The sequence below is a fragment of the Glaciibacter superstes DSM 21135 genome, from assembly GCF_000421145.1.
Taxonomy (GTDB): domain Bacteria; phylum Actinomycetota; class Actinomycetes; order Actinomycetales; family Microbacteriaceae; genus Cryobacterium; species Cryobacterium superstes.
Genome location: NZ_ATWH01000014.1, coordinates 13,301 through 35,015 on the forward strand (window position 1 = coordinate 13,301; position 21,715 = coordinate 35,015).

The following is a 21,715-nucleotide window of genomic DNA, read 5'->3' on the forward strand; positions in this document are numbered from 1 at the left end:
ATGGTCGGGAACCGGGTGGGGCGCTTGGCCCCACCCGGACATCCGGTTACTTGCTTTGCTTCTCGATGGCGTCGTTGACGGTCTGCTCAGCCTCACCGAAAGCGTCTTCGATGGACTTCCCGTTCAGCAACACCTCCTGCGTCGCCTTCTTCGTCGCTTCGCTCATGGTGGTCGACGACGAGCCTGGCATCTGCGTGAGGAGCACAGCGGTGCGAGCCGACTCACCGAAGATGGCGATGCTGGCCGGCGGCGGGGTGCCGTCCTTCCAGATGCCGTTGTCGATGCCGTCGTCGGTCGGCGGGATGACACCGCCCACTTCCTGGGCGACCTTCATGCCGGTATCAGTGTCGTAGAACCAGCTCAGGAACGCCCACGCGGCATCCTGGCTCTTGCTGGTCTGCGCAATCGAGAGTCCGTAGGATCCGCCGCCGGCCGTCGAGTTGCCGTCAATCGTCGGGAGAACCTGAACGTCCCAGTTATCGTCGGTCATCGTCTCCTGCAGACCGGGGACCCCGCCACGAGACGCGATGGCCATTGCGACGTTGCCCGAATCGAACTTGAGCGTCGGGTCATCTGTTGTCGTCGTGTATGGGCCGGACGCCGTTCCGTACGCGCCAAGGAGCAACTCCCACGCCTCAAGGGCTTCTGGCTGACCGATGCCGGACTTGCCGGTCTCGGCGTCGTAGACCGTTCCGCCGAACGCCTGGATGACGGGGCCGAAAACGATCTGCGCTGTGCCGTCTGCGAGGGGAGCAGCAAGCCCAGTAATGCTTCCGCCGCTCTTCGTCTGGATCTCTGTTGCGACCCTGTACATGTCGTCCCAGGTCCAGTCAGCTTCCGGGTACTCGGTGACGCCGGCCTTGTCGAACGCTGTCTTGTTGAAGAACAGCCCGACAGAGTCTGCGCTCACGGGAAGACCGGTGATCTGGTCTGGGTTGTCGAGCGGGCGATACTGGCCGACGAACTGCGGGAGGAAGGACTCCTCATCGAGGTCGCCGAGCTTGCCCTCGGCCAGCCCCTTGGTCATGTCGAGCGTGACGTTGTTTGTCGCGAGCGTGTCTGCCAGGAAGTCCACGTTGAAGAAGACGTCGGGCAGTTCACCGCTCAGCCGGGCCGTTGCCAGCCCCTGTGCGTACTCTGCCGCGTCGTCTGTGGTGCTGCGAACCTCGACCTTGCGATCGGGGAACGCCTCCATGTAGGCGTCTGCGTACTGTTGGAACTGGGGCTCGAGGCCGGTGATCGTGTTGAGGACGATGGAGCTGCCGTCGACTTCGCCGGCAGCGCCGGCATCAGATGCGGATGCTCCGCCACAGGCCGAGAGCACGAGTGGAAGTGTGGCGACCACCGCGAGGGCTGCGAGTACTCTGCGAGGCTTGCCCGCTTGATGAGACATCATTGTCGTTCCTTTCATCGATGTGATTACAGAAGAGGTGATTACAGAACAAGTGATTGCAGTGCAAGTTTCACAGCGCTACGAGCTTCACAGCGCCGAGTGAACAGATGGTCGCCCTGACCGTGGCGGTCATGACCGTCTCTATTGAAACCTTTCAGATCATAATGTGGGAGTCTTTTCCGGTTGTCAAGCGCAATGCCGGAACGGATGATCACGATTATGATACGTTTCAATATCTTGCGCGAGCCGAGTGAGCTGAAAGAGCTGAGAGGCTTGATCGATCGACACGACGAAGGAGTTCTCGTGCCAAGTCTGGCCCCCACCACGCTGCGCGTTGACGGACGCGCAGCATCAGCTGTGTACCCTGACCGCTTCGTTGCCCTCGCGAGCGAGGGGGCGCCGCGATTGTCGTGGGTCGTCCCTCTGGTGCGCACCGGCCAGGCCCAGTCGGCGTTCGAGGTGCGGGTCTCCCGGGCGACCAGCGACCCCCGCGACCCCGACAGCGCCCTCGTCGACTCGACAGGATCGGCTGGGCCAACCGAATCGACAGGCGGCGTCGGCGGCAGCGGCAGCGGCAGCGGCAGCGATCCATTCACCGAACTGACAACCGCACTCGACCCCGATTCTGAGTATCTGTGGACCGTTCGCGTGCAGGGCGAGTTCGGCGATTGGTCGGGCTGGTCGGAGCCGTCCATCCTCGAAACCGGCCCATGGGCCTACGACGACTGGTCAGCCGAGTGGATTTCGCATCCTGCGTTGTCGACCCTGCGCCGAACGTTCCGCGTCGACGGGGCGATCCAACGAGCGAGGCTTCACCTCACAGCGCAGGGCCTGGTTCGGGCATCCGTCAACGGCGTCGCCGTCAACCCGGATGCCTCCGACCCGTCGCGCACAGACCTCGGCCGCGCCCTATACCGCAGCTATGACGTGACCGATCTGCTCCGTACCAATCAGGCCGGCACCACTCAGGACGGCACGGGCGAGAACACACTCGACCTCGTACTCGGCTCCGGCGAGTGGGAGAGGACCGGGCTCGACCCACGCGTGCTCGCCGAAGTGGTGGTGCACCTGGAGGGCGGCACCGTCGTGCGCGCGGGCACGGGCCCTGGCATGCTCTCCGCCGCGAGTGAGGTGACGGTTGAAGAGCCGTTCTATCTGGAAAGGCACGAGCGGGCTGGTGCTCCCCTCAATTTTCGCCAGGCAACGGCTGCTCGCGTACTCGAGCCCGCACTCTCGCCGGAGTCTGCCGTCACCCCTCCCCGTGACGTCGCTCCGGACCCGTCGCCGGCTGTGCACCGGGTTGCCGAGCACGGCGTCACCCTTCTCTCGCGCACGGGTCTCTCACGCACGGGTCTTTCGCGCGCTGGTCTCTCACGCACAGACGAGAGTCGCGTGTACGACGTGGGAACCAACATAGCTGGACGCACCAGGCTCAGAGTGACAACCGCGTTGCCGGGCGAAACCGTCATCCGTGTTGTCCACGGCGAGCACCTGGGCGCCGATGGACGACTCGACACCACCAACCTGACGATGCCATACGACCACGGGCGCGTTCGCCAGGCGGTGGAGTACGTCGTCGGCGGGCTGTTGGGAGCGGGAACTGCAGGCGCGATCCTCGAACCGTGGTTCTGCTATCACGGCTTCCGGTACGTCGAGATCCTGGGCCTGCCGGCCGACGCGGAGGTCACCCTCGAGGCCTGGAGCCTCCACTCCGACCTCGAGTCGACCAGCGGCCTGGAGACCGACGACCCGCAGGTCAACGCGCTGGTGCGGGTCGCCAGTCGCACACTGCTGAACAACGTGCACGGGATCCCTGAGGACTGCCCGACGCGCGAGCAGTCCGGGTGGACGGGAGACACGGCATCCGTCGCCGAGTTCGACTTCTCGGCGTTCGACATGCAGAGCTTCTTCACGAAGTGGCTCGGCGACCTGCGCACCAGCCAGCAAGTCGACGGCAGCATCCCGGCGATCTCGCCAGACATCCGTTCGCCCAGGATCACTCCTGACCCAGTGTGGGGCGCAGCACTCCAGCGAGTGCTGGTCGGTCACTGGCTGCACTACGGCGACGCCCGCGTGGTGCAGGACACGCTTCCGGCGCTGCGCCGCTGGGTCGACTACCAGCTGACGCTCCGCACCGAGGAGGGCGTAATCGGCAACTCGCAGATCAGTTACGGCTCAGACTGGCTCGCGCTTGTGCAGACCCCACCGCCCCTGCACCACACCCAGGCGACCATCGACAGCCTCGAATCGCTGGCAATTCTTGAAGAAGCGATTGGTGAAACGGATGCTGCGGCAGAGCGTCTCCGGGCCGCCGACGACCTTCGTGCGGCCGCGCGTTCCGCCTTCTTCGACGAGCAGCGCGACGCCTTCGGCAACGGAACCCAGGCGGCCGATGCGATCGGCATCGAGGGCCGGATCCTGGTCGGGAGTGAACCAGAACGCGCCGCCGATCGAATCGCCGTCGATGTGCGCGCACGAGGCAACCGGGTGACATCCGGCTTCGCCACCACTCGAACCGTCGTTCGGGCACTGGCACGGAGCGGACACTCCCAGGCGGTCTTCGACACCCTTCACCAGCTGGCCGAACCGGGGATCGGCGCCATGCTCGACCATGGGCCAGGCACGTTCTGGGAATGCTGGTGGATCGATCCGCTGAACACGGGAACGGGATCGCTCGACCACATCGGACTCGGCGGTCCGTTCGCCGGCTGGGCGTGGCAGTGGCTCGCCGGCGTGCGTCCGACGGGAGCCGGCTGGTCGACCTTTGTCGCCGAGCCGCAGTTTGTCGTCGGAGTGGATTCGCTGGCCCTGTCATCGCGCACCGTGCGTGGTGTGGTCGGCCTCGGCTACGAGATCGATGGAGAGGACATCTCCCTCACCCTCACGGTGCCGGTCGGCGCGCAGGCCGCGCTACGGCTGCCGGGGCGCCCCGAAGAGCTAGTAGGTTCTGGCGTTCACACCCGCACGATTCCCGTGTCTGCAGTGCGCGCGACGCATCAGTCACCGCCGCCGTTATCTCAGCCGGGCGAAGAGCCGTGGGCGCCGCCGTACCGCCCGGCGCCATCGCCGGACGTCGTCGGCGAGCGCGACTGGGCGGCGCGAAGCCTCGCGGCCGAACTGATTGTCGGCGACGGCGCCCTGCGGGTCGAGACCCTGGCGCACGGCCTCCGCTGCATGCCGGTGCCGCACGAGCAACCCGCTGGGCCGGTCGCACTCGTGCGTTCGCGTCACACCACTCCGGCCGGGGTGTCCGGCGAGGGAGCAGCTCTGACGGTTCGGGTGTCCCCCGGAGATGACGGCAACGAAGCTGACGGCAACGAAGCGAGCTCCGGACGGCAGCTGCCGAACGCCCGTTTTGTTTATGCATCCCTCGATCTGTGTCTTGAGAACCCACCACGCCCTCTCGAGAGTGTCATCACCGTGCACGGGGCGGATGGCACGAGCGTGCACGGCACCGGCATGCTCTGGCCAGCGGGGTGGAATCGTGTGACGGTGGATGTCTCCCATCTCGCGGCCCGCACGGCGATCGTGAGCGTTGAGGTCGGCATCCGGGTACGCGCATCCGGTGCAGACGCGACCAACGCCGGGCCATACGACGCCGCCCGGCAGACGCCACTCGCGTTCCACCTGGGAGAGGTCGGCTACAGCTCGGTTCGTCGCACCTGGTGACCACTCGGGTCAGAACGACTGGGCGCGATGGAGCCGGGCGTAGTATCCGTCAATCGCGCTGAGTTCGTCGTGGGAGCCGACCTCCACCACTCGTCCGTGATCCATCACCACGATGCGGTCGGCGTTGCGGATCGTGGACAGGCGATGGGCGACCACGAGTGAGGTTCGCCCCGTCATGAGGGTGTCGAGAGCGGCCTTGACCTTCGCCTCCGACTCGCTGTCGAGCGCACTCGTCGCTTCGTCAAGTAGCAGGATGCGGGGATCACGGATGAGGGCGCGCGCGATCGCGAGCCGCTGGCGCTGACCACCGGAGAGCCTCGCTCCCCGCTGGCCCACCATGGTGTGCCAGCCGTCTGGCAGCTCGTCCACGATCTCCGCCGCGTTCGCGTCGATGAGCGCACGGCGCACGCGATCCTCATCGACGTTCTCGAGGCCATACGTGACGTTGTCGTAGACGGATCCCTCGAACAGCACGGATTCCTGCGGCACAACCGACATGAAACGCCGCGATGTACGCAGGTCGAGGCGCTCCATATCGCGCCCGTCGAGCAGGATGCGCCCCTCGGTCGGACGGATGAAGCCGAGCACGAGGTTGATGGTGGTCGACTTGCCAGACCCTGATGCGCCGACAAACGCGACCGTCTCGCCTGGAGAGATGTCGAGGTCGATGTGGTCGATGGCAGGCCGGTCAGATCCCGGGAAGTGGAAGCCGACCCCCTCGAAGCGAATGTGCCCGATCACACGGTCGATGGTGGTCTTACCCTCGTTGAGTTCCAGGTCAGGGTCTTCGAGAACCTCGGCGATGGACTTCACAGACTCGAGTCCCTTGCTCAGGATGGGCGTCAGGTTCACGAGCTGCGTCACGGCAGAGGTGAGGGTGGCGAAATAGGTGCTGAGCAGCACCACCTGGCCGGGGGTGATGGGAACGATCTGTGACATCGCGGCCCAGCCGGCCAGGCCGAGGCAGAGGGTGGAGAGCACATTGAACGACACCCAGGATGTCGTCTCGAACCGACTGTTCAAGCGATCGAGCTGGAGCCCCGCTTGCTTGACGTTCTCTGACGTCTCAGCCACCCGCCGAAGCGCGGTGGTCTCGAGGCCGTGCGCGCGGGTGAGGGGAATGAGCGTCGCCATCTCACCGACGCGCGACGAGAGATCTTCCATTCGAAGGCGGAACGACTCGTTACGACGAGCGGCGCGACGGCGCATGCCGGCGACGAGCCCGACGCCGACCGGCACGGTGAAGGCGAAGACGACCAGGAACGCCGGCGCCTGGATCGCGGTCACCGTGATGGAGCCGATCAGGATGCTCGCTGAGACGGCCAGCACGGGGAAGATCTGTTGCATCAGCAGCTCGACGTTCTCCACGTCGCGCACAACCTTGTTCTGAATCACCGATGCACTCTTGCGGCTGTGGAAACCGATGGAGAGTCCCTGGAGACGAGCCGACAGGGTGTTGCGCAGGTCGGCCGCGACCGAACGGTACACCCTGCTGTACATGCGCACGTAAAGGATGTGGTTCGGGTAGTTCTGGGCAAGCACGACGACGGCGATCCCGACAAGAGTCCACAGTTGGAGATAGTCGGTGCCACCGATCACCGTGTCGATGATCTTTGCCGTGACCACCGGGATGAGCCATAGCGGGCTGTCTTTGAGGGCGATGAAGAACAGGGCCGCGAAGACTCGACGCCGGTACGGTCGAACCGCACTGCCGAGGGAGCGGACGGGGTGGGCCGCGCAGATGTTCACGATTTCTTTCGATCAGGTTGTCGAGCGGTTGGAGAGCGAACGAGCGAGCACGGCGCGGCTCACGATCCAGTGGCTCAGGGCGCGACAACACCGATTCTGAAAGGTTTCATGTCTGGCATCCTGTGCCATCCGGATTCGCCTGTCAACCCACACGGCAAAAGAACCGTTCGAACAGCGAACTCAGCGGGCGGTGCTCGCCCTCACGATTAGCCTGGGTGGCAACAAGAGGTGCTCATGTTCGTGCACGCCCCCGTTGGCCGCATGGTCGAGCACCAGACGAACTGCCTCTGTCGCAAGGGCTTCCCTCGGCTGGTGGATGGTCGTGAGCGGAACGATCGCCGATGCCGCGTAGTCGATGTCGTCGTATCCGACGATGGCGATGTCGCGAGGCACGTGCACGCCGTCTGCGAGTACGAGTGACTGCATCGCGCCGAGGGCCAGAAGGTCGTTGGCGCCGAAGATGGCGTCAGGGCGGGAGTCTCCAGGCAGGCCGGCGATCAGGTCGCCCATTGCCCGGCCGTCCGCAATCGTCTGGTCTGCGGTGTCGAAGTGCGTCAGGGTTGCCCCGTCGACCTCGTCGATCGCCCTGAGCGCTCCCTTCCAGCGGTCTTCGACCTGGTGGAGCGGGCCACCGAGGAAGGCGACCCGGCGGCGCCCGGTGTCGAGGAGGTGCTTGACGGCGAGATAGCCGCCGACATCACCATCGAGGGCAACGGAACAGACGTCGCCGTCGGCCGCGTGGATGTCGAAGAGCACCAGCGGCATCCCCCGACGCGTGAGCCGGTTCATCCGTTCAGTGGCACCATCGAGTGGGGCGATCAGCATTCCGCGAACCCGCTGTTCCTCGAAGAGGTCGATGTAGCGGTCTTCTCGCCCGTCGAGTTGGTCGCTGCTGCCGAAGATGACCGTGTGGCCGTGGGTCTCCGCAGCGGCTTCGCAGGCGTGGGCGAGTTCGGCCCAGAAGGGGTTGGCCACGTTGAGCACGATCATGCCGAGGGTCGTTCCGCCGCCCATGCGCAGCTGCCTGGCCAGGTCGTTGCGCACAAAACCGAGCTCGTCCATGGTTGCCTGCACGAGCTCCAGGGTGCGGGCCGACACGAGCTCCGGCTTGTTGAGCACATTGGAGACGGTGCCGACGGACACCTGGGCGCGCGCGGCCACCTCACGAATTCCTACGGGCCCGGTCACGTGCACCTCATCCAAGTTTCTCGCGCGACGCGCGGTGGATTCCATCATATGGATGCCGGCCGCACCGGCAGGACAACGGTGCCGCGCCATCCGCTGCTTGACGACGGTTCCGGGCCGGGGATAGTCTCTGATAGTCACTTTTGAAACGATTCACGATCCCCTCGTGGAGATGAGGTCCATCCGCATGAGCACGACCGCGCACCGCGTTTGCTTCCAGTTGCAGGTCAAACCGGAGAGTATTCCCGAATACACGCGCCGCCACGCAGCCGTCTGGCCAGACATGCTGCGCGCCCTGAAAGAGACCGGTTGGAACAACTATTCGATCTTCCTGCGGCAAGACGGCCTCTTGATCGGCTACTTCGAAACGGAGTCGCTTGACGCCGCGCAGGCCGGCATGGCGGCCACCGGGGTCAACGAGCGGTGGCAGGCCGAGATGGGCGAGTTCTTCGCCGATCTGGACGGGGCTCCAGACGAGGGCTTCCTGCAGCTCACCGAGATCTTCAACCTTGAGGACCAGCTGGCCGCGGTCGACGCGGGCGCGGCATCCGCATGACGGATGCCGGATTGCGGAGCCTGACCGTGGATGCCTTGTTGCGGATGCCCGGCTCCATGACTCGGCTCCGTGACTTAGCGCCGTGACTTGCCCAGTTTGAAACGATTCACCTATACTGTGTCAACAGATCATTAGCGAGAAAAACGAGACGACGATGACGACATTCGAATCCATCTCCTCCCAGCTCGAGGCACAGGCCATCGAGCTGCCCTCCTGGGCGTTCGGCAACTCTGGCACCAGGTTCAAGGTGTTCACCACGCCCGGCACGCCGCGCAGTGTCGAGGAGAAGATCACCGACGCGGCCAAGGTCAATGAGCTCACCGGGCTCGCCCCGAAGGTGGCGCTCCACATTCCGTGGGACAAGGGCGACGACTACGCCGCCCTGTCGGCGTTCGCCAGCGAGCACGGCGTCGCACTCGGCACCATCAACTCGAACACCTTCCAGGACGATGCCTACAAGTTCGGCAGCCTGACGCACACCGACGCATCCGTTCGCCAGATGGCCATTGACCACCACTTCGAGTGCATCGACGTGATGAACGCGACCGGTTCGCAGGACCTCAAGATCTGGCTCGCCGACGGCACAAACTACCCGGGCCAGGGCGACATCCGCGGACGGCAGGACCGGCTGGCAGACTCGCTCGCGCAAATCTACGCGCGCCTCGGCGACGACCAACGTTTGGTGCTCGAGTACAAGTTCTTCGAGCCGGCTTTTTACCACACGGATGTCCCTGACTGGGGCACCTCATACGCCCAGGTCTCGGCGCTCGGCGACAAGGCGATGGTGTGCCTCGACACCGGCCACCACGCGCCTGGCACCAACATCGAGTTCATCGTGGCCCAATTACTGCGCCTCGGAAAACTCGGCTCATTCGACTTCAACTCCCGCTTCTACGCCGATGATGACCTCATCGTCGGCGCGGCAGACCCGTTCCAGCTGTTCCGCATCCTCTACGAGGTCATCCGCGGCGGCGGCTACGGGCCCGGCAGCCCTGTCGCGTTCATGCTTGACCAGTGCCACAACGTCGAAGACAAGATCCCCGGCCAGATTCGCTCGGTGCTGAACGTGCAGGAGATGACGGCGCGAGCACTCCTCGTCGACGGCGATGCGCTCTCCGCAGCGCAGGAGGCGGGCGACGTGCTCGGAGCCAACGGCATCATGATGGACGCCTTCTACACGGATGTGCGCCCAGACCTGGCGGCCTGGCGCGAGTCGCGCGGCCTGCCGGCCGACCCCATGAAGGCTTACGCGGCATCCGGTTACCAGCAGAAGATCGCCGACGAGCGCGTCGGCGGCGCCCAGATGTCGTGGGGAGCGTAAGCGCATGACAGAGGCATACGGCGCCGCGGACGGACTCGTGCGGGTGTACCCGGCGGATTCTCACGGCGAGGCGGGCCAGGCAGGTCAGGTAGGCCAGACGCCGGCACTGGTGTGGGCGCACGGCGGCGGTTTCCGGGGCGGTGACCTCGACATGCCGGAAGCGCACTGGACCTCCGGCGCGCTCGCGGCGCGGGGCATCACTGTCGTCTCGGTCGACTACCGGCACGCGGGCGACGGTTTCCGCTATCCGTTGCCTTCCGATGACATCCTCACCGCCTGGGCCTGGACTCTGGATCACGCCGACGAGCTCGGCATCGACAAGAGCCGCCTCGCGATCGGCGGCGCGAGCGCCGGCGCCAATCTCGTGACGGGGGCTGTGCTGCGCATGCTCGCAGACGATACGCGGAGCCTGCCGCTGCCTGCCGGCATCTTTCTCGCCTACCCGACCCTGCTCGCCGAGCAGCCGGCACCGGATGCCGAGCTGGCGGCGCTGTTGGCCGCGAACCCCGCGGCCGCCCATGGCCCCTCCTACGTGCCCGATATGTACGAGAACTACTTCGGGGGTCCGGTCGATGACGCCCCGCTCGCGGTGGTGCCCGGCCGCGCCGTGGCATCCGACCTCACTGGCTTCCCGCCGGTGCTGATGATCAACTCCGAGATCGACCACCTGCGGGTCTCCGGTGAAGTGTTTGCCGCGACCCTCGCGAACGCCGGCATTCCGCTCGAGCTCGCGACCGAACCCGGGGCCCTGCACGGTCACCTGAACCGGCCGGATGAGTCAGCGGCATCCGACTCGATCGAGCGCATCGCGCGCTGGATCGCGCGCGGATTCGTTCCAGATACCTCGGTCAATCAGACCACTCCCAGCACCACCGCTCCCAGCACCACCGAAGGAAACCCCTCATGACGAACCAGGCCGCTGCCGACCTCATCGCGCGGTCGAACCGCCTCGGCGCGAACCCGCGCAACACGAACTACGCGGGCGGAAACACGTCGGCGAAGGGCATGGAGACCGACCCGGTTACCGGCGAGCCGGTTGAGCTGCTCTGGGTCAAGGGCTCAGGCGGCGACCTCGGCACGTTGACCGAGAAGGGCCTGGCGGTTCTTCGCCTCGACAGGATGCGCGCCCTCGTCGACGTCTATCCGGGCCTCGACCGCGAAGACGAGATGGTTGCCGCGTTCGACTACACGCTGCACGGCAAGGGCGGCGCTGCCCCCTCGATCGACACCGCCATGCACGGGCTCGTCGACGCCGCGCATGTGGACCACCTGCACCCGGACTCCGGCATCGCCATCGCGACGGCAGCCGACGGCGAAGCACTCACGACCACGATCTTCGGCGACCGCGTGGTATGGGTGCCGTGGCGCCGCCCCGGCTTCCAGCTCGGCCTCGACATCGCCGCCATCAAGGAAGCGAACCCGCAGTCCGTCGGCTGCATTCTCGGCGGCCACGGCATCACCGCGTGGGGTGAGACATCAGAGGAGGCCGAAGCCAACTCCCTCTGGATCATCGACACCGCTGCGGCCTACATCGATGAGCATTGCAGGGCAGAGCCGTTCGGCCCCACGCTCGAGGGCTATGGCGCCCTGCCGGAAGCCGAACGCCGCGCGAAGGCGGCCGCCCTGGCTCCCGCCATTCGTGGCCTGGCCTCAACCGACCGCGTGCAGGTCGGTCACTTCACGGATGACCAGGTCGTCCTCGATTTCCTGTCGAGCACCGAGCATACCCGGCTCGCCGCGCTCGGCACCAGCTGCCCAGACCACTTCCTGCGCACCAAGGTGAAGCCGCTCGTGCTCGACCTGCCGGCATCCGCCTCGATCGAGGACTCGATCGCGCGCCTGCACGAGCTGCATGACGAGTACCGTGCCGACTACCAGGCATATTACGACCGCAACGCCGATGACGGGTCGCCGGCCATCCGTGGCGCAGACCCGCTGATCGTGCTGATTCCGGGTGTCGGCATGTTCAGTTACGGTGCGAACAAGCAGACGGCGCGCGTTGCCGGCGAGTTCTACATCAACGCCATCAACGTCATGCGCGGTGCGGAAGGTCTCTCCAGCTACGCGCCCATCGACGAGGCGGAGAAGTTCCGCATCGAGTACTGGGCGCTGGAGGAGGCCAAACTTCAGCGGATGCCGAAGCCCAAGCCCCTCGCCACCCGCGTCGCCCTCGTCACCGGTGCGGCATCCGGAATCGGCAAGGCCATCGCCACCCGCCTCGCCGCTGAGGGCGCCTGCGTCGTCATCGCCGACCTCGACCTGGCCAAGGCTCAGGCCGCAGCGGCCGAGATCGGCGGCACCGACGTCGCCATCGGCCTGCAGGCGGATGTCACAGACGAAGCGCAGGTGCAGGCATCCGTCGACGCCACGGTTCTCGCCTTCGGCGGACTCGACCTCGTGGTGAACAACGCCGGGCTGTCGCTGTCGAAGTCGCTGCTCGAGACCACCGTCGCCGACTGGGACCTGCAGCACAACGTGATGGCCAAGGGCTCGTTCTTGGTGTCGCGGGCGGCGGCGCGGGTGCTCATCGACCAGAAGCTCGGCGGCGATATCGTCTACATCTCGTCGAAGAACTCGGTGTTCGCCGGGCCGAACAACATTGCGTACTCGGCGACGAAGGCAGACCAGGCGCACCAGGTGCGGTTGCTGGCTGCCGAGCTCGGCGAGCACGGTGTGAAGGTGAACGGCATCAATCCAGACGGTGTGGTGCGCGGCTCTGGCATCTTCGCCGGCGGCTGGGGCGCCAAGCGCGCCGCCGTCTACGGTGTGCCCGAGGAGGAGCTCGGCAAGTATTACGCGCAGCGCACGTTACTGAAGCGCGAGGTTCTCCCCGAGAACGTCGCCAATGCGGTGTTTGCCCTCTGCACCTCAGACCTCTCACACACCACCGGCCTGCACATCCCCGTCGACGCCGGGGTCGCGGCGGCCTTCCTGCGATGAGCATGCCGGCGGGGTACGGTCGGGCCGGCGGCGTTCCACTCGCCCAGAGTCGCCGTTCGCGCCCACAATCGCCGGCAGAGCGGCGACTCCCGGCGCAAACGGCGACACTCGGCGCGCGACGAGCCGCCAGCGTGCCCCCATCGAACACCCACGCGGCAGCGGCAGCGGTGGCCACAGCATGAGCGGCGGCAGGAGCTCCAGCGGCATCGTCGCAGCCGTCGACCTGGGCGCGACCAGCGGGCGCGTGATGCTCGGCCACGTCGGGCACAACGAACTGCAGCTGCGCCCGGTGGCGCGGTTTCCGAACACGCCGGTGCGCACGATCGACGGACTGCACTGGAACGTGCTCGACCTCTACCGCAATGCCGTCAGCGGCCTGGGCGCCGCCCTGCGCGACGAACCGGGAGTCTCGAGCATCGGCGTGGACTCCTGGGCCGTCGACTACGCGCTCCTTGCCGGGCAACGGATGCTCGGCAACCCGTTTCACTATCGTGACGAGCGCACGGCGGCGGGCGTTGAAGCCACCCACGCGGTCGTTGGTCCTGAAGAGCTGTATGCCGCCAACGGCCTGCAGTTTCTGCCCTTCAACACGCTCTACCAGCTCTCCGCCGAGCGTCTCGCCGATTCACTCGAGGGCGCAGACACCATGCTGCTCATTCCCGACCTCCTGAACTTCTGGCTCACAGGAGAGCGGTTCGCCGAGCGCACTAATGCGTCGACGACCGGGCTTCTTCGGGTCTCGGAGGACGACAGTTCGACGAGTGAAGCCCGGTGGGACGACGCACTCATCGAGCGGCTCGGATTCCCTCGCCACCTCTTTCCAGCATTGATCGATGCCGGCACCAGTGTGGGAAGCCTGCTCCCCTCCGTTGCCGAGTCGATTGGCGGCGCTCACAGAGCCGGGCGCTCGCTCGACGTGATTGCCGTCGGATCGCACGACACCGCATCCGCTGTCGTCGCCGTGCCCATGCGGAGTGAGGGCGCCGCCTACATCTCGTGCGGCACCTGGGGGCTGGTGGGGGTTGAGCTGGAGCGCCCGGTGCTCACCGAGGCCAGCCGCCGCGCGAACTTCACCAACGAAGGCGGAGTCGACGGCCGCATCCGTTTTCTGCACAACGTCATGGGACTCTGGCTGCTCAGCGAGTCGGTGCGCACCTGGGAGCAGGGCGGCGAGAGCATCGATCTGCCAACCCTGCTCGGGCAGGCTGCAGCTGTCACGACGCCGGTCACGGTGTTCGATGTCGACGACCCCGAATTCCTTGCGCCGGGCGACATGCCCACGCGCATCGCAAACTGGCACTCGTCGCACGGGTTGCCTGCACCGACAACCCGTGCCGAGTTCGTGCGCAGCATCATTGAGAGCCTCGCGGATGCCTTCGCTCGCGCCGTGCAGACTGCTGCAGAACTCTCGGGACGACGCGTCGATACCGTGCATATCGTCGGTGGTGGGTCGCAGAACGAGTTGCTCTGCCAGTTGACTGCCGATCGCACCGGCCTGCCCGTGCTTGCCGGCCCTGTCGAGGCGACCGCCATCGGAAACGTTCTTGTGCAGGCGCGGGCCCAAGGTTTTGTGTCCGGTGACCTTGAAGCTCTGCGTGCGCTTGTGGCCCAGGCGTTCTCGCCCCGCCGCTACGAGCCGCAGGCTGCCTGATCGGGCGTCAGCCCGCTTTCCGAGCGGACTGGGCCGTTCGCCACACGTGGTCCCAGCCAGGGGCGAGCTGTGCTGCGCGCTCCATTGCGAGAACCAGGCTCGCCTCCCGCGCAATCCCAGTCCCTGCGATGTCGAACGCGGTCCCGTGGTCGACAGACACTCTGACGACCGGCAACCCGACGGTGATGTTGACCCCGTCATCGCCATACACAGCCTTGAACGGCGCATGACCCTGGTCGTGATAACACACGACAACCAGGTTGTACTTGCCGCGCACCGCGGCGGGAATAAGCGCGTCGCCAGGCAGTGGTCCAACAACATTGAGCCCGCTGGCTCGCGCTGCAGCCACGGCAGGCGCGAGGATGTCGGCGTCCTCCGTACCGAACAACCGATTCTCGCCCGCGTGCGGATTCAGCCCGGCCAGACCGATCAACTCGTCCGGCTTCCCCATCGACTTGGCGAATGCGCCCGCGAGGTCGAGCACCAGGCGGGTCCGCTCGAACGTGATGTCCTCGATGGCCCTCCGCATCGAGACGTGCGTCGTCAGGTGGAAGAAATAGAGGTCTCCGGCGGAGAGGACCAGTGAGAAGTCCCTGACCCCGAACTCGTGCGCAAGCAGCTCTGTGTGTCCGGGCCAGGTGTGTCCACCCGCGTGCATTGCCGCCTTGTTCAGCGGGGCTGTGACAATCCCGTCCACTTCACCCGCGCGAGCCAGTCGGCACGCTTCCACCACGAAGCGGTACGACCCGTCGCCGGCTGCTGCGCTCAGTTCTCCGATCCGAACGTCTCGGAGCGAGGGTCCTGTCTGGATGAGGTCGATCGTGCCCGGTTCATTCCTGGCTTCCACCACGGACCCGATCACCCTGACTGCAGACGGGTCACCGCCCACATCGGCGACACCACGCCGAAGGGCCGCTTCGTCACCGATCACGACGGGAACACAGGTGGCGCGCAGGTCATCGTGCCACAGCAGTGACTTCGCCATGATCTCCGGACCGATTCCGGCCACATCCCCGAGTGTGACGGCGAGTTTCGGGCGTTTCATGTGTTTCTCCTTGTTAATGGTGATGGGTCGACCGAGCCGGAAATCAGTTCGGGGACGATCCCGGCAAGGATCTCCGATGCTCCGAAACCACCGGATTTCGTGACGACGGTGATGCCGTCCGCCCCGCCGCCCTCTACGACGCCGACAGGGAGACCCTCTCTGATCGATTCACGGACCAGGATGGAACGGGCACCGAGTCTGCCCAGTACTGCGCGTGCGCCCTCGCCGCCCACCAGCACCATTGCCGCGACGCGCGAAATACCAAAGACGGAGGCTGCCGCTTCGGCCAGCCCATCCGCCACTCTCCCTGAAATCGGGGCACCATCATCCGTTTCGTGCCCCCTGGCAGAGGACGATTGCAGAAGGGGAGCAACAACGATGATGACGGATGCCCGGGACGGCTGTTCAGCCAGCTTCCGTTCGATCCAGGGGGCGATTGCGTCGTCATCGAGCACAATGTCGAGCGGTGGCTCAAGGACCGATACGGAACCGGCAGGCAGGGAATTGACCAGCGACCTGTACTGAATCCGTGAAGCCTCATGCAGGGAACTGACGACGACCAGTACGCAGCCGACTGCTACACCATGAGTTGCGCGCGCGGTATGGTCGCGCCCCTCGACACCAGGCCACACTCGCGCCAGTGCCCTGGCGAGCCCTGCAGAACCCACCGGAATCGCCCTCGGCCCGCAGGCATCCACGAGTCGAGCGAGGGCAGCAAGATCCTCGTCTGCCGCGGCATCAACAACGATTGTGCGCCCGGCTCGGAGTGCGCGCTCCACCTGTTCCACATGCTCGGGTGTGGTTCCGCGCCCCAGCGTGATGCTCGTGCTGCCGGGAATCAAGTCCCCTAAGCGGTCGGAATCCACCGGAGTAACCGGATCCCGCCCAGCCTGAGTCGTTTCCACTCCTACCCCGTCGACAAGGAGCCGTCCCCCTCTGACCAACCGCCCCATTGACGGATAAGCGGGGCAGATGAGAGCGAAGGCACCCCGATGATGCGCACCCCAGGCATCGAGAGCGCCGATGATCTGGTCGGCCACAGATCCCCGCATCGTCGAGTCAATCTTGAGGAACAGGCGATCAGCACCGAACGCGGTTACCACGTCGACTGCCGACGAGGTCCTGGAACGTGCCGCGTGCGCGTCCAGGGCTCTGGCGTCGCTCACGACGGCCAGAGCAGAGCGCTTTTCGCTCAGGTCGGGCAGCCAGTCACCAAGCGCAATCCGAACCCGCCATCCTGCGGCCGCCAGATGCACGGCAGAATCGTTTGCGCCGGTGAGGTCGTCGGCGACGACGCCAACGACGTCTGGCCCGTGGTTGCTTCGCATCAGGTGCCCTGACCGGGCCTACACCGCCTGCCGCTCGTGCAAACCAGCGATCTCGGTATCGCTGTAACCCGCTTCCCTGAGAACCTCATCCGTGTGCTCTCCGTGCAACGGTGGCGCACTCCGCAGGGTCGCAGGGGTCTTGTCGAGTTTGTACGGCACGCCGAAGAACTTCATCGGCCCGATCGGGGTCGGCAATTCGACGATCATCTCGTTGTGGAGTGCTTGCGGATCGGCGAACGCCTGAGCGAAAGTGTTCACCGGCGCAACGTACATGTCCTCCGCCTCCATGAGGTCAACCCATTCGGCCGTTGTCCGCTTCGAGAGGGCGTCCTCGATGATCCTGCTGAACAGTTCCCGGTTCTCCAAGCGCGGCCAGTAGGTCGAGAAGCGTTCGTCGACGCTCAGGTCGTCGATGTCGAGGATTCGCGACAACGTTGCGATCTGCCGCCCGCTCGACAACGCAATATGACCGTCCTTGGTCTGGTAGAAGCCGTAGGGCGGCGGGCTGTATGGGCTCGCGTGAGTGGCAGGTCTGCGTACAGGCTCCCCCACGTCGGTGTTCATATAGTGCAGGCCCCACTCGGCCAGTGCGGCAAGGGCGCTGTCGAAGAGACAGACGCGCACATGCTGGCCTTCTCCGGTCATGGCCCGGTGATAGAGGGCGGATGCTACGGCGAAGGCGCCATTCATCGCCCCGAAAGTATCGGCGATCGCCGTGCCGACCGGGACAGGCCGCGCCTCTGCATCGCCATTGATCCTCCCCCAGCCCGTAAGCGCTTCGACAAGCACGTCCTGGCCCGGCTTCTTCACATACGGCCCGTCTGGCCCGTATCCGGTTGCCGACGCGTACACAATGCCAGGGCTGAGCTCTTCGCATCGTTCGTAACCCACCCCCAGCCGTTCCATAACCCCTGGGCGGAAGTTCTCGTAGACGACATCGCACGTTGGAAGCAGGCGCTCCACGACGGCGAGCCCCTCAGGTGATTTGAGGTCGATCGTGATGCTGCGCTTATTGCGGTTGGAGGCGAGAAAACCCGCAGAGTACGATTTGGAGTCCTCATGATCCTTGCCGTACCGGCCGTTCTCGCCATAGCGGTCGTCAGGACGGCCATCCGGGGTCAGGGAATTGCGCCGTTCCACTTTGATCACGTCCGCGCCCATGTCGGCGAGCATCTGCGTGGCGTACGGCCCCTGCATCCTTTCCGTGAAGTCGAGGATACGGATTCCGCTCAGCGGTCCGGGGTTGGTCATGGTGTCCTGATTCCTTTCGTCGCAGTGATGGTGGTCGGTGGGTCATCGTGCCGACTTGCCGAGCCCGAGTGTCCTGACCGACTCGGTCTTCGGCGGGAACGGCCGAGCAGTACGCCGCAACATCCGGCGGTTACGGCGGGCGGATGCTCCTCCGACGAGCGATGCGCGCGGATCTATCCAGGCGTACGCGAGGTCGATCAGCAGGTTGACGATGATGACCATCGTCGCAATCACGAAGACGCATGCCAATACCAGCGGCAGATCCCGCCGCTCGATCGCCTGAATGAACAGGGCGCCGACACCCGGCCAGGCGAAGATCGTCTCGATGACGACGGCCCCGTTCAGGAACGACGCGAGCTCATCGCCGCCAACCGTGATGATCGGGATAAGGCTGTTCTTGAGAGCGTGACGACGCACAATCTTCGCTTCCGACATTCCCTGGGCACGAAGAGTGACAATGTACGGCTTCTGCATCTCCTCAACGAGTGTCGACCTGGCGACCTGCGCAAGCCGGCCGATAGGCCTGAACGCCAGGGTCGCCGCCGGGAGGATCGCGTACTCCAGACCGCCGTACCCCGAGGTGGGGAGCACGCCAAGCTGAACGCCGAAAAACAGGATGAGCATCAGCCCGAGCCAGAAATCGGCGATCGATACACCGGCAAGCGAGATCGTCGTGAGAACACGGTCGAGGATGCTGGTTGGGTAGAGAGCGGAAAGCACACCAAGCGCGAGGGCGATCGGAACCGCAATCGCCAGGGTGCACGCCGTGAGCAACAGCGTGGCAGGCAGCCGCCCGAGCACCAGGGGAAGCGCAGGGACGTTCTGCCACACCGAGTTGCCGAAGTCACCGACGATCCAGCCGGAGAACGAGTTCCAGAACTGAACCAGGAGGGGCTGGTCCAGACCCATCGCCGCACGCGTGTCGAGGTAGAGCTGATGGCTCGCAGACGGTGGCAGGATGAGCCTGGCCGGGTCGCCGATCTGGTTCACGACGAACCAGACCAGAACCAGTACGGCCAGCAGAACGAGAACGGCGTGCGCAAGACGCTTTGCTATGTACTTGCCCAACATGGAAAGTGCTCCTGTCAGTAGACGGTGGGGGCGTCACCGGCCGCTGGCGCAGCTCCGGCGAGCGCAGCGTCGAGTTGCTGGCGGACGGCCCAGGCCAGCAGACCGGCGTCGGAGAACACCGTGACGAAGTCGAATCCCCGTTCCCGGTACCCGCGAGCGACATCCCCTGACCCGGTATGGATTCCGACGGCGACGCCGTGTTTGCGGCACGAGTCGACGATCTTTCCGATCGCTTCCTCGAGGACAGGCGATGTTGTACCCGGCTTCTCGCCCAGGGCCAGCGCCAGATCGCTCGGTCCGATGTAGATGCCGTCGACACCGGGGACGGAAACGATCTCATCGAGGCGCTCGAGCGCCTCCGCCGTCTCCAGCATCACGATGCACGCCACATTGTCGAGGACATCCGGATCGGTGCTATCGAAGACATCGCGCACCCTGATCGGTCCGTACGAACGCTGCCCGCGAGGCGGGTACCGACAGGCGCGCACAGCGGCGGCGGCGTCCTCCGGCGTCTCGATCATCGGGACGACGACCCCGAACGCTCCTGCGTCGAGCGCAGACATGATCGCGGCCGGCTCGTTCCAACGCACGCGCACGATTCCGATTCCGCCTGCGGCGGTGATGCCCTGCAGCATGGGGAATGCGGTCGAGTCATCGATCATGCCGTGCTGTTGATCGATGCAGACGTAGTCGAGTTCCTGGCGACCGATGATCTCGGCGGCCAGAGAGCCGGGCAGCGTGCACCACCCACCGAGGGTCGTTTTGCCGTTCTTCCAGGCTTCAAGCAGCGGATTGGTGAATGTCATGTCGACTCCTCGTCGGTGTGAAGTGTGATGTATCGGTTGGGGCGGCCTGCCAGGTGGCTCACACCACCTGGCAGGCCGCTGGTCGGGTTACGAGGCGTCGGAGAGCGTCATCTCCTTGAGCAGGATCAGACCATCGGTCCTTGGCGTCCAGTCGATGCTCTCTGCCATGCCGAAGTTGAAGCTCGGCTGACCGATCGGAACAACAGGAATCGTCTCGTAGACGTACTCCGCAATGGCGGCGAGCTTCTCTTGGCGATCATCTCCGCTAGCGGTCGTGGCTTCCGCGTACATCGTTTCCAGGGTCGGGTCACAGTAGGCGGAGGTCTGGCCTTCGCAGCTGTAGTACCCATTGATGCTGCCCGAGTAGTCCATCAGCTCGTTGCCGTGCTGCTGGAGGCCGATGAGTCCGCGATCGGCCGGAATGTTCGGGTAGCCGATCGTCCACTGTTCTTCGAACGCGGCCGTCTCGAACACTCCGGACGTGGCGCCGGTGAGTCCGATCGCCTTGAGTCCCTCTGCGATGACCTGCACCATCTCGTTCGCGCGAAGGATGTACCCATCGCGTGCATTCACGTGAAGCGGGACCGTCACGTCGATACCATCGGCGGCTGCCTCTTCAACAAGGGACTTGGCCTTTTCGATGTCATACGGGTACGGCTCGAGGTCTGCGTAGCCGGTAGCGCCGGGGCCAACGATCTGACCGCGGGTTTCACCGCCGCCACCGATATCGTTCATGATCTGGCTCTTGTCGAACGACAGGGCGATCGCCTCGCGGATGCGATGGTCTGCGAGCGTGGGGTTCGGCGTGTCCAGGCGGAGGATGATTGTCTCGACAGTCGGAGTGGCCTCACATTTCGGCGCCTGCTCACACTGGTCCGAGGTGAGCCGGTTGGCGAAGTCTGCTTCTCCCGTGCTGACCATTGAGGAGCGAACCTCGGTCTCCGGGCGGAAGACGTACGTCGCCTTTGTGACGTTCTGTGCGCCGTTCGCGTCGTCCGAGTCGATTCCCCACCAGTCTGGGTATGCCTCAAGGACGATGTTCTGCCCTCGCTCCCACGACACGAACTGGTACGGCCCTGTGCCGATCGGATGCGTCTCATAGGCCTCCGGATCCTCCTCGATCTGAGTGGGCGACGGGATCGTGACGAAATACAGGCGTGTCGGAAGGATCGGGTCAGTCGATTCCGTCGCCACGTTGAGGGTGAACTCGTCGACAGCGCTGGCCGTCACGTTCGGCCCAAGGAAGGTGCGCATCGGGAACGCATTCTCCGGATCGAGTACGTAGTTCAGGGCGTCGGCGGCGGCCTCAGCGTTGAAGTCAGTGCCGTCCTGGAACTTCACCCCTTCACGCAGCGTGAACTGCCAGTTGAGATCGTCGACCTGCTCCCAGGAGAGCGCGAGCTCTGGAACGAGCTCGTTGGAGTCAGGGTCACGATTGAGCAGCGCCTCGCCCACGTTCCTCAGGATCGGATGCCCGTCATTCGAGTAGGCGTTCCAACTGGCGAGCGAACGGGGTTCCTCTCCCAGTGCCAGGGTGATTTCTGAACCAGAGTCACCCGATGTTGCCGTGCCGCCACCGGTACAAGCGCTGAGCGCCATCGCGGCGACGGCCAGAACGGCCATCACCCCGACCCGCGTTCGACGGATGCCGGCATGCGGCTTCTTTGCCGTTATTCGATTCATCACTTTGCTCTCTTCTCTCGGTGCGATCCGGTCATCTCTGGCCGGGTCACGTGGTGTATTACTGCGT

At 65.2% G+C, this 21,715-nt stretch carries 16 protein-coding genes; 7 read left to right on the forward strand and 9 right to left on the reverse strand.

Annotated elements, in window-relative coordinates; translation table 11 throughout:
- Positions 1-46: 46 nt before the first annotated feature.
- Positions 47-1,396, reverse strand: coding sequence for an extracellular solute-binding protein (locus K323_RS0118515; protein WP_022886755.1), 1,350 nt, complete (start codon positions 1,394-1,396; stop codon positions 47-49).
- A 104-nt stretch (positions 1,397-1,500) separates the two neighbouring features.
- Between K323_RS0118515 and K323_RS30100 the strand changes: the two genes are divergently transcribed.
- Positions 1,501-1,647: a hypothetical protein gene (locus K323_RS30100; protein ID WP_169515684.1), complete on the forward strand. Its 147-nt coding sequence runs from the start codon at positions 1,501-1,503 to the stop codon at positions 1,645-1,647.
- Positions 1,648-1,696: 49 nt separating this feature from the next.
- Positions 1,697-5,062, forward strand: a complete 3,366-nt coding sequence (locus K323_RS0118525) for a family 78 glycoside hydrolase catalytic domain (RefSeq protein WP_169515685.1) — start codon at positions 1,697-1,699, stop codon at positions 5,060-5,062.
- 9 nt (positions 5,063-5,071) lie between these two features.
- On the opposite strand, the gene K323_RS0118530 is transcribed toward K323_RS0118525, so the two are convergent.
- Together K323_RS0118530 and K323_RS0118535 are read right to left on the reverse strand one after the other, a co-directional pair.
- Positions 5,072-6,811, reverse strand: coding sequence for an ABC transporter ATP-binding protein (locus K323_RS0118530; RefSeq protein WP_022886758.1), 1,740 nt, complete (start codon positions 6,809-6,811; stop codon positions 5,072-5,074).
- 180 nt (positions 6,812-6,991) lie between these two features.
- Positions 6,992-7,999 carry a LacI family DNA-binding transcriptional regulator gene (locus K323_RS0118535; protein WP_026851836.1) on the reverse strand — a complete coding sequence of 336 codons (1,008 nt, stop codon included), beginning with the start codon at positions 7,997-7,999 and terminating at the stop codon, positions 6,992-6,994.
- A gap of 184 nt (positions 8,000-8,183) precedes the next feature.
- On the opposite strand from K323_RS0118535, the gene K323_RS0118540 reads away from it, so the two are divergent.
- From K323_RS0118540 to K323_RS0118560, 5 genes are all read left to right on the forward strand, one after another.
- A complete protein-coding gene (locus K323_RS0118540; RefSeq protein ID WP_022886760.1) occupies positions 8,184-8,552 on the forward strand; it encodes an L-rhamnose mutarotase in 369 nt (122 codons plus the stop codon).
- 154 nt (positions 8,553-8,706) lie between these two features.
- Positions 8,707-9,873: an L-rhamnose isomerase gene (rhaI, locus tag K323_RS0118545; protein WP_022886761.1), complete on the forward strand. Its 1,167-nt coding sequence runs from the start codon at positions 8,707-8,709 to the stop codon at positions 9,871-9,873.
- 4 nt (positions 9,874-9,877) lie between these two features.
- The gene (locus K323_RS27200) at positions 9,878-10,780 is read left to right on the forward strand and encodes an alpha/beta hydrolase (RefSeq protein ID WP_051147430.1); all 903 of its coding nucleotides are present in this window, start codon (positions 9,878-9,880) and stop codon (positions 10,778-10,780) included.
- Positions 10,777-12,813: a bifunctional rhamnulose-1-phosphate aldolase/short-chain dehydrogenase gene (locus tag K323_RS0118555; protein ID WP_022886762.1), complete on the forward strand. Its 2,037-nt coding sequence runs from the start codon at positions 10,777-10,779 to the stop codon at positions 12,811-12,813. Before K323_RS27200 ends, K323_RS0118555 begins: the two co-directional genes overlap by 4 nt.
- Positions 12,814-12,991: 178 nt before the next feature.
- The gene (locus tag K323_RS0118560) at positions 12,992-14,464 is read left to right on the forward strand and encodes a rhamnulokinase (RefSeq protein ID WP_026851837.1); all 1,473 of its coding nucleotides are present in this window, start codon (positions 12,992-12,994) and stop codon (positions 14,462-14,464) included.
- Positions 14,465-14,471: 7 nt separating this feature from the next.
- Here the strand turns inward: K323_RS0118560 and pdxA are convergent, their stop codons facing one another.
- From pdxA to K323_RS0118590, 6 genes are all read right to left on the reverse strand, one after another.
- Positions 14,472-15,509: a 4-hydroxythreonine-4-phosphate dehydrogenase PdxA gene (pdxA, locus tag K323_RS0118565; RefSeq protein ID WP_022886763.1), complete on the reverse strand. Its 1,038-nt coding sequence runs from the start codon at positions 15,507-15,509 to the stop codon at positions 14,472-14,474.
- Positions 15,506-16,837, reverse strand: a complete 1,332-nt coding sequence (locus K323_RS27205; protein WP_022886764.1) for a four-carbon acid sugar kinase family protein — start codon at positions 16,835-16,837, stop codon at positions 15,506-15,508. The genes pdxA and K323_RS27205 overlap by 4 nt, the downstream gene beginning before the upstream one ends.
- 18 nt (positions 16,838-16,855) lie before the next feature.
- Complete coding sequence (locus K323_RS0118575) at positions 16,856-18,088, reverse strand: CaiB/BaiF CoA transferase family protein (RefSeq protein WP_022886765.1); 1,233 nt, start codon at positions 18,086-18,088, stop codon at positions 16,856-16,858.
- A 42-nt stretch (positions 18,089-18,130) separates the two neighbouring features.
- The gene (locus K323_RS27210; protein WP_022886766.1) at positions 18,131-19,159 is read right to left on the reverse strand and encodes an ABC transporter permease; all 1,029 of its coding nucleotides are present in this window, start codon (positions 19,157-19,159) and stop codon (positions 18,131-18,133) included.
- Between the two features lie 14 nt (positions 19,160-19,173).
- Positions 19,174-19,965: an HpcH/HpaI aldolase family protein gene (locus tag K323_RS0118585; RefSeq protein ID WP_022886767.1), complete on the reverse strand. Its 792-nt coding sequence runs from the start codon at positions 19,963-19,965 to the stop codon at positions 19,174-19,176.
- A gap of 87 nt (positions 19,966-20,052) precedes the next feature.
- Positions 20,053-21,648 carry an ABC transporter substrate-binding protein gene (locus K323_RS0118590; RefSeq protein ID WP_022886768.1) on the reverse strand — a complete coding sequence of 532 codons (1,596 nt, stop codon included), beginning with the start codon at positions 21,646-21,648 and terminating at the stop codon, positions 20,053-20,055.
- Between the last annotated feature and the right edge of the window lie 67 nt (positions 21,649-21,715).

Excerpts from the sequence above, each read along its gene's own strand:
- K323_RS27205 (WP_022886764.1), bottom strand. The coding sequence starts at position 16,837 with ATGCGAAGCAACCACGGGCCAGACGTCGTTGGCGTCGTCGCCGACGAC.
- K323_RS0118575 (WP_022886765.1), bottom strand. The coding sequence starts at position 18,088 with ATGACCAACCCCGGACCGCTGAGCGGAATCCGTATCCTCGACTTCACG.
- rhaI (WP_022886761.1), top strand. The coding sequence starts at position 8,707 with ATGACGACATTCGAATCCATCTCCTCCCAGCTCGAGGCACAGGCCATC.
- K323_RS0118585 (WP_022886767.1), bottom strand. The coding sequence starts at position 19,965 with ATGACATTCACCAATCCGCTGCTTGAAGCCTGGAAGAACGGCAAAACG.
- K323_RS0118515 (WP_022886755.1), bottom strand. The coding sequence starts at position 1,396 with ATGATGTCTCATCAAGCGGGCAAGCCTCGCAGAGTACTCGCAGCCCTC.
- K323_RS30100 (WP_169515684.1), top strand. The coding sequence starts at position 1,501 with ATGGTCGCCCTGACCGTGGCGGTCATGACCGTCTCTATTGAAACCTTT.
- K323_RS0118540 (WP_022886760.1), top strand. The coding sequence starts at position 8,184 with ATGAGCACGACCGCGCACCGCGTTTGCTTCCAGTTGCAGGTCAAACCG.
- K323_RS0118555 (WP_022886762.1), top strand. The coding sequence starts at position 10,777 with ATGACGAACCAGGCCGCTGCCGACCTCATCGCGCGGTCGAACCGCCTC.
- K323_RS0118590 (WP_022886768.1), bottom strand. The coding sequence starts at position 21,648 with ATGAATCGAATAACGGCAAAGAAGCCGCATGCCGGCATCCGTCGAACG.
- pdxA (WP_022886763.1), bottom strand. The coding sequence starts at position 15,509 with ATGAAACGCCCGAAACTCGCCGTCACACTCGGGGATGTGGCCGGAATC.
- K323_RS27200 (WP_051147430.1), top strand. The coding sequence starts at position 9,878 with ATGACAGAGGCATACGGCGCCGCGGACGGACTCGTGCGGGTGTACCCG.
- K323_RS27210 (WP_022886766.1), bottom strand. The coding sequence starts at position 19,159 with ATGTTGGGCAAGTACATAGCAAAGCGTCTTGCGCACGCCGTTCTCGTT.
- K323_RS0118560 (WP_026851837.1), top strand. The coding sequence starts at position 12,992 with ATGAGCGGCGGCAGGAGCTCCAGCGGCATCGTCGCAGCCGTCGACCTG.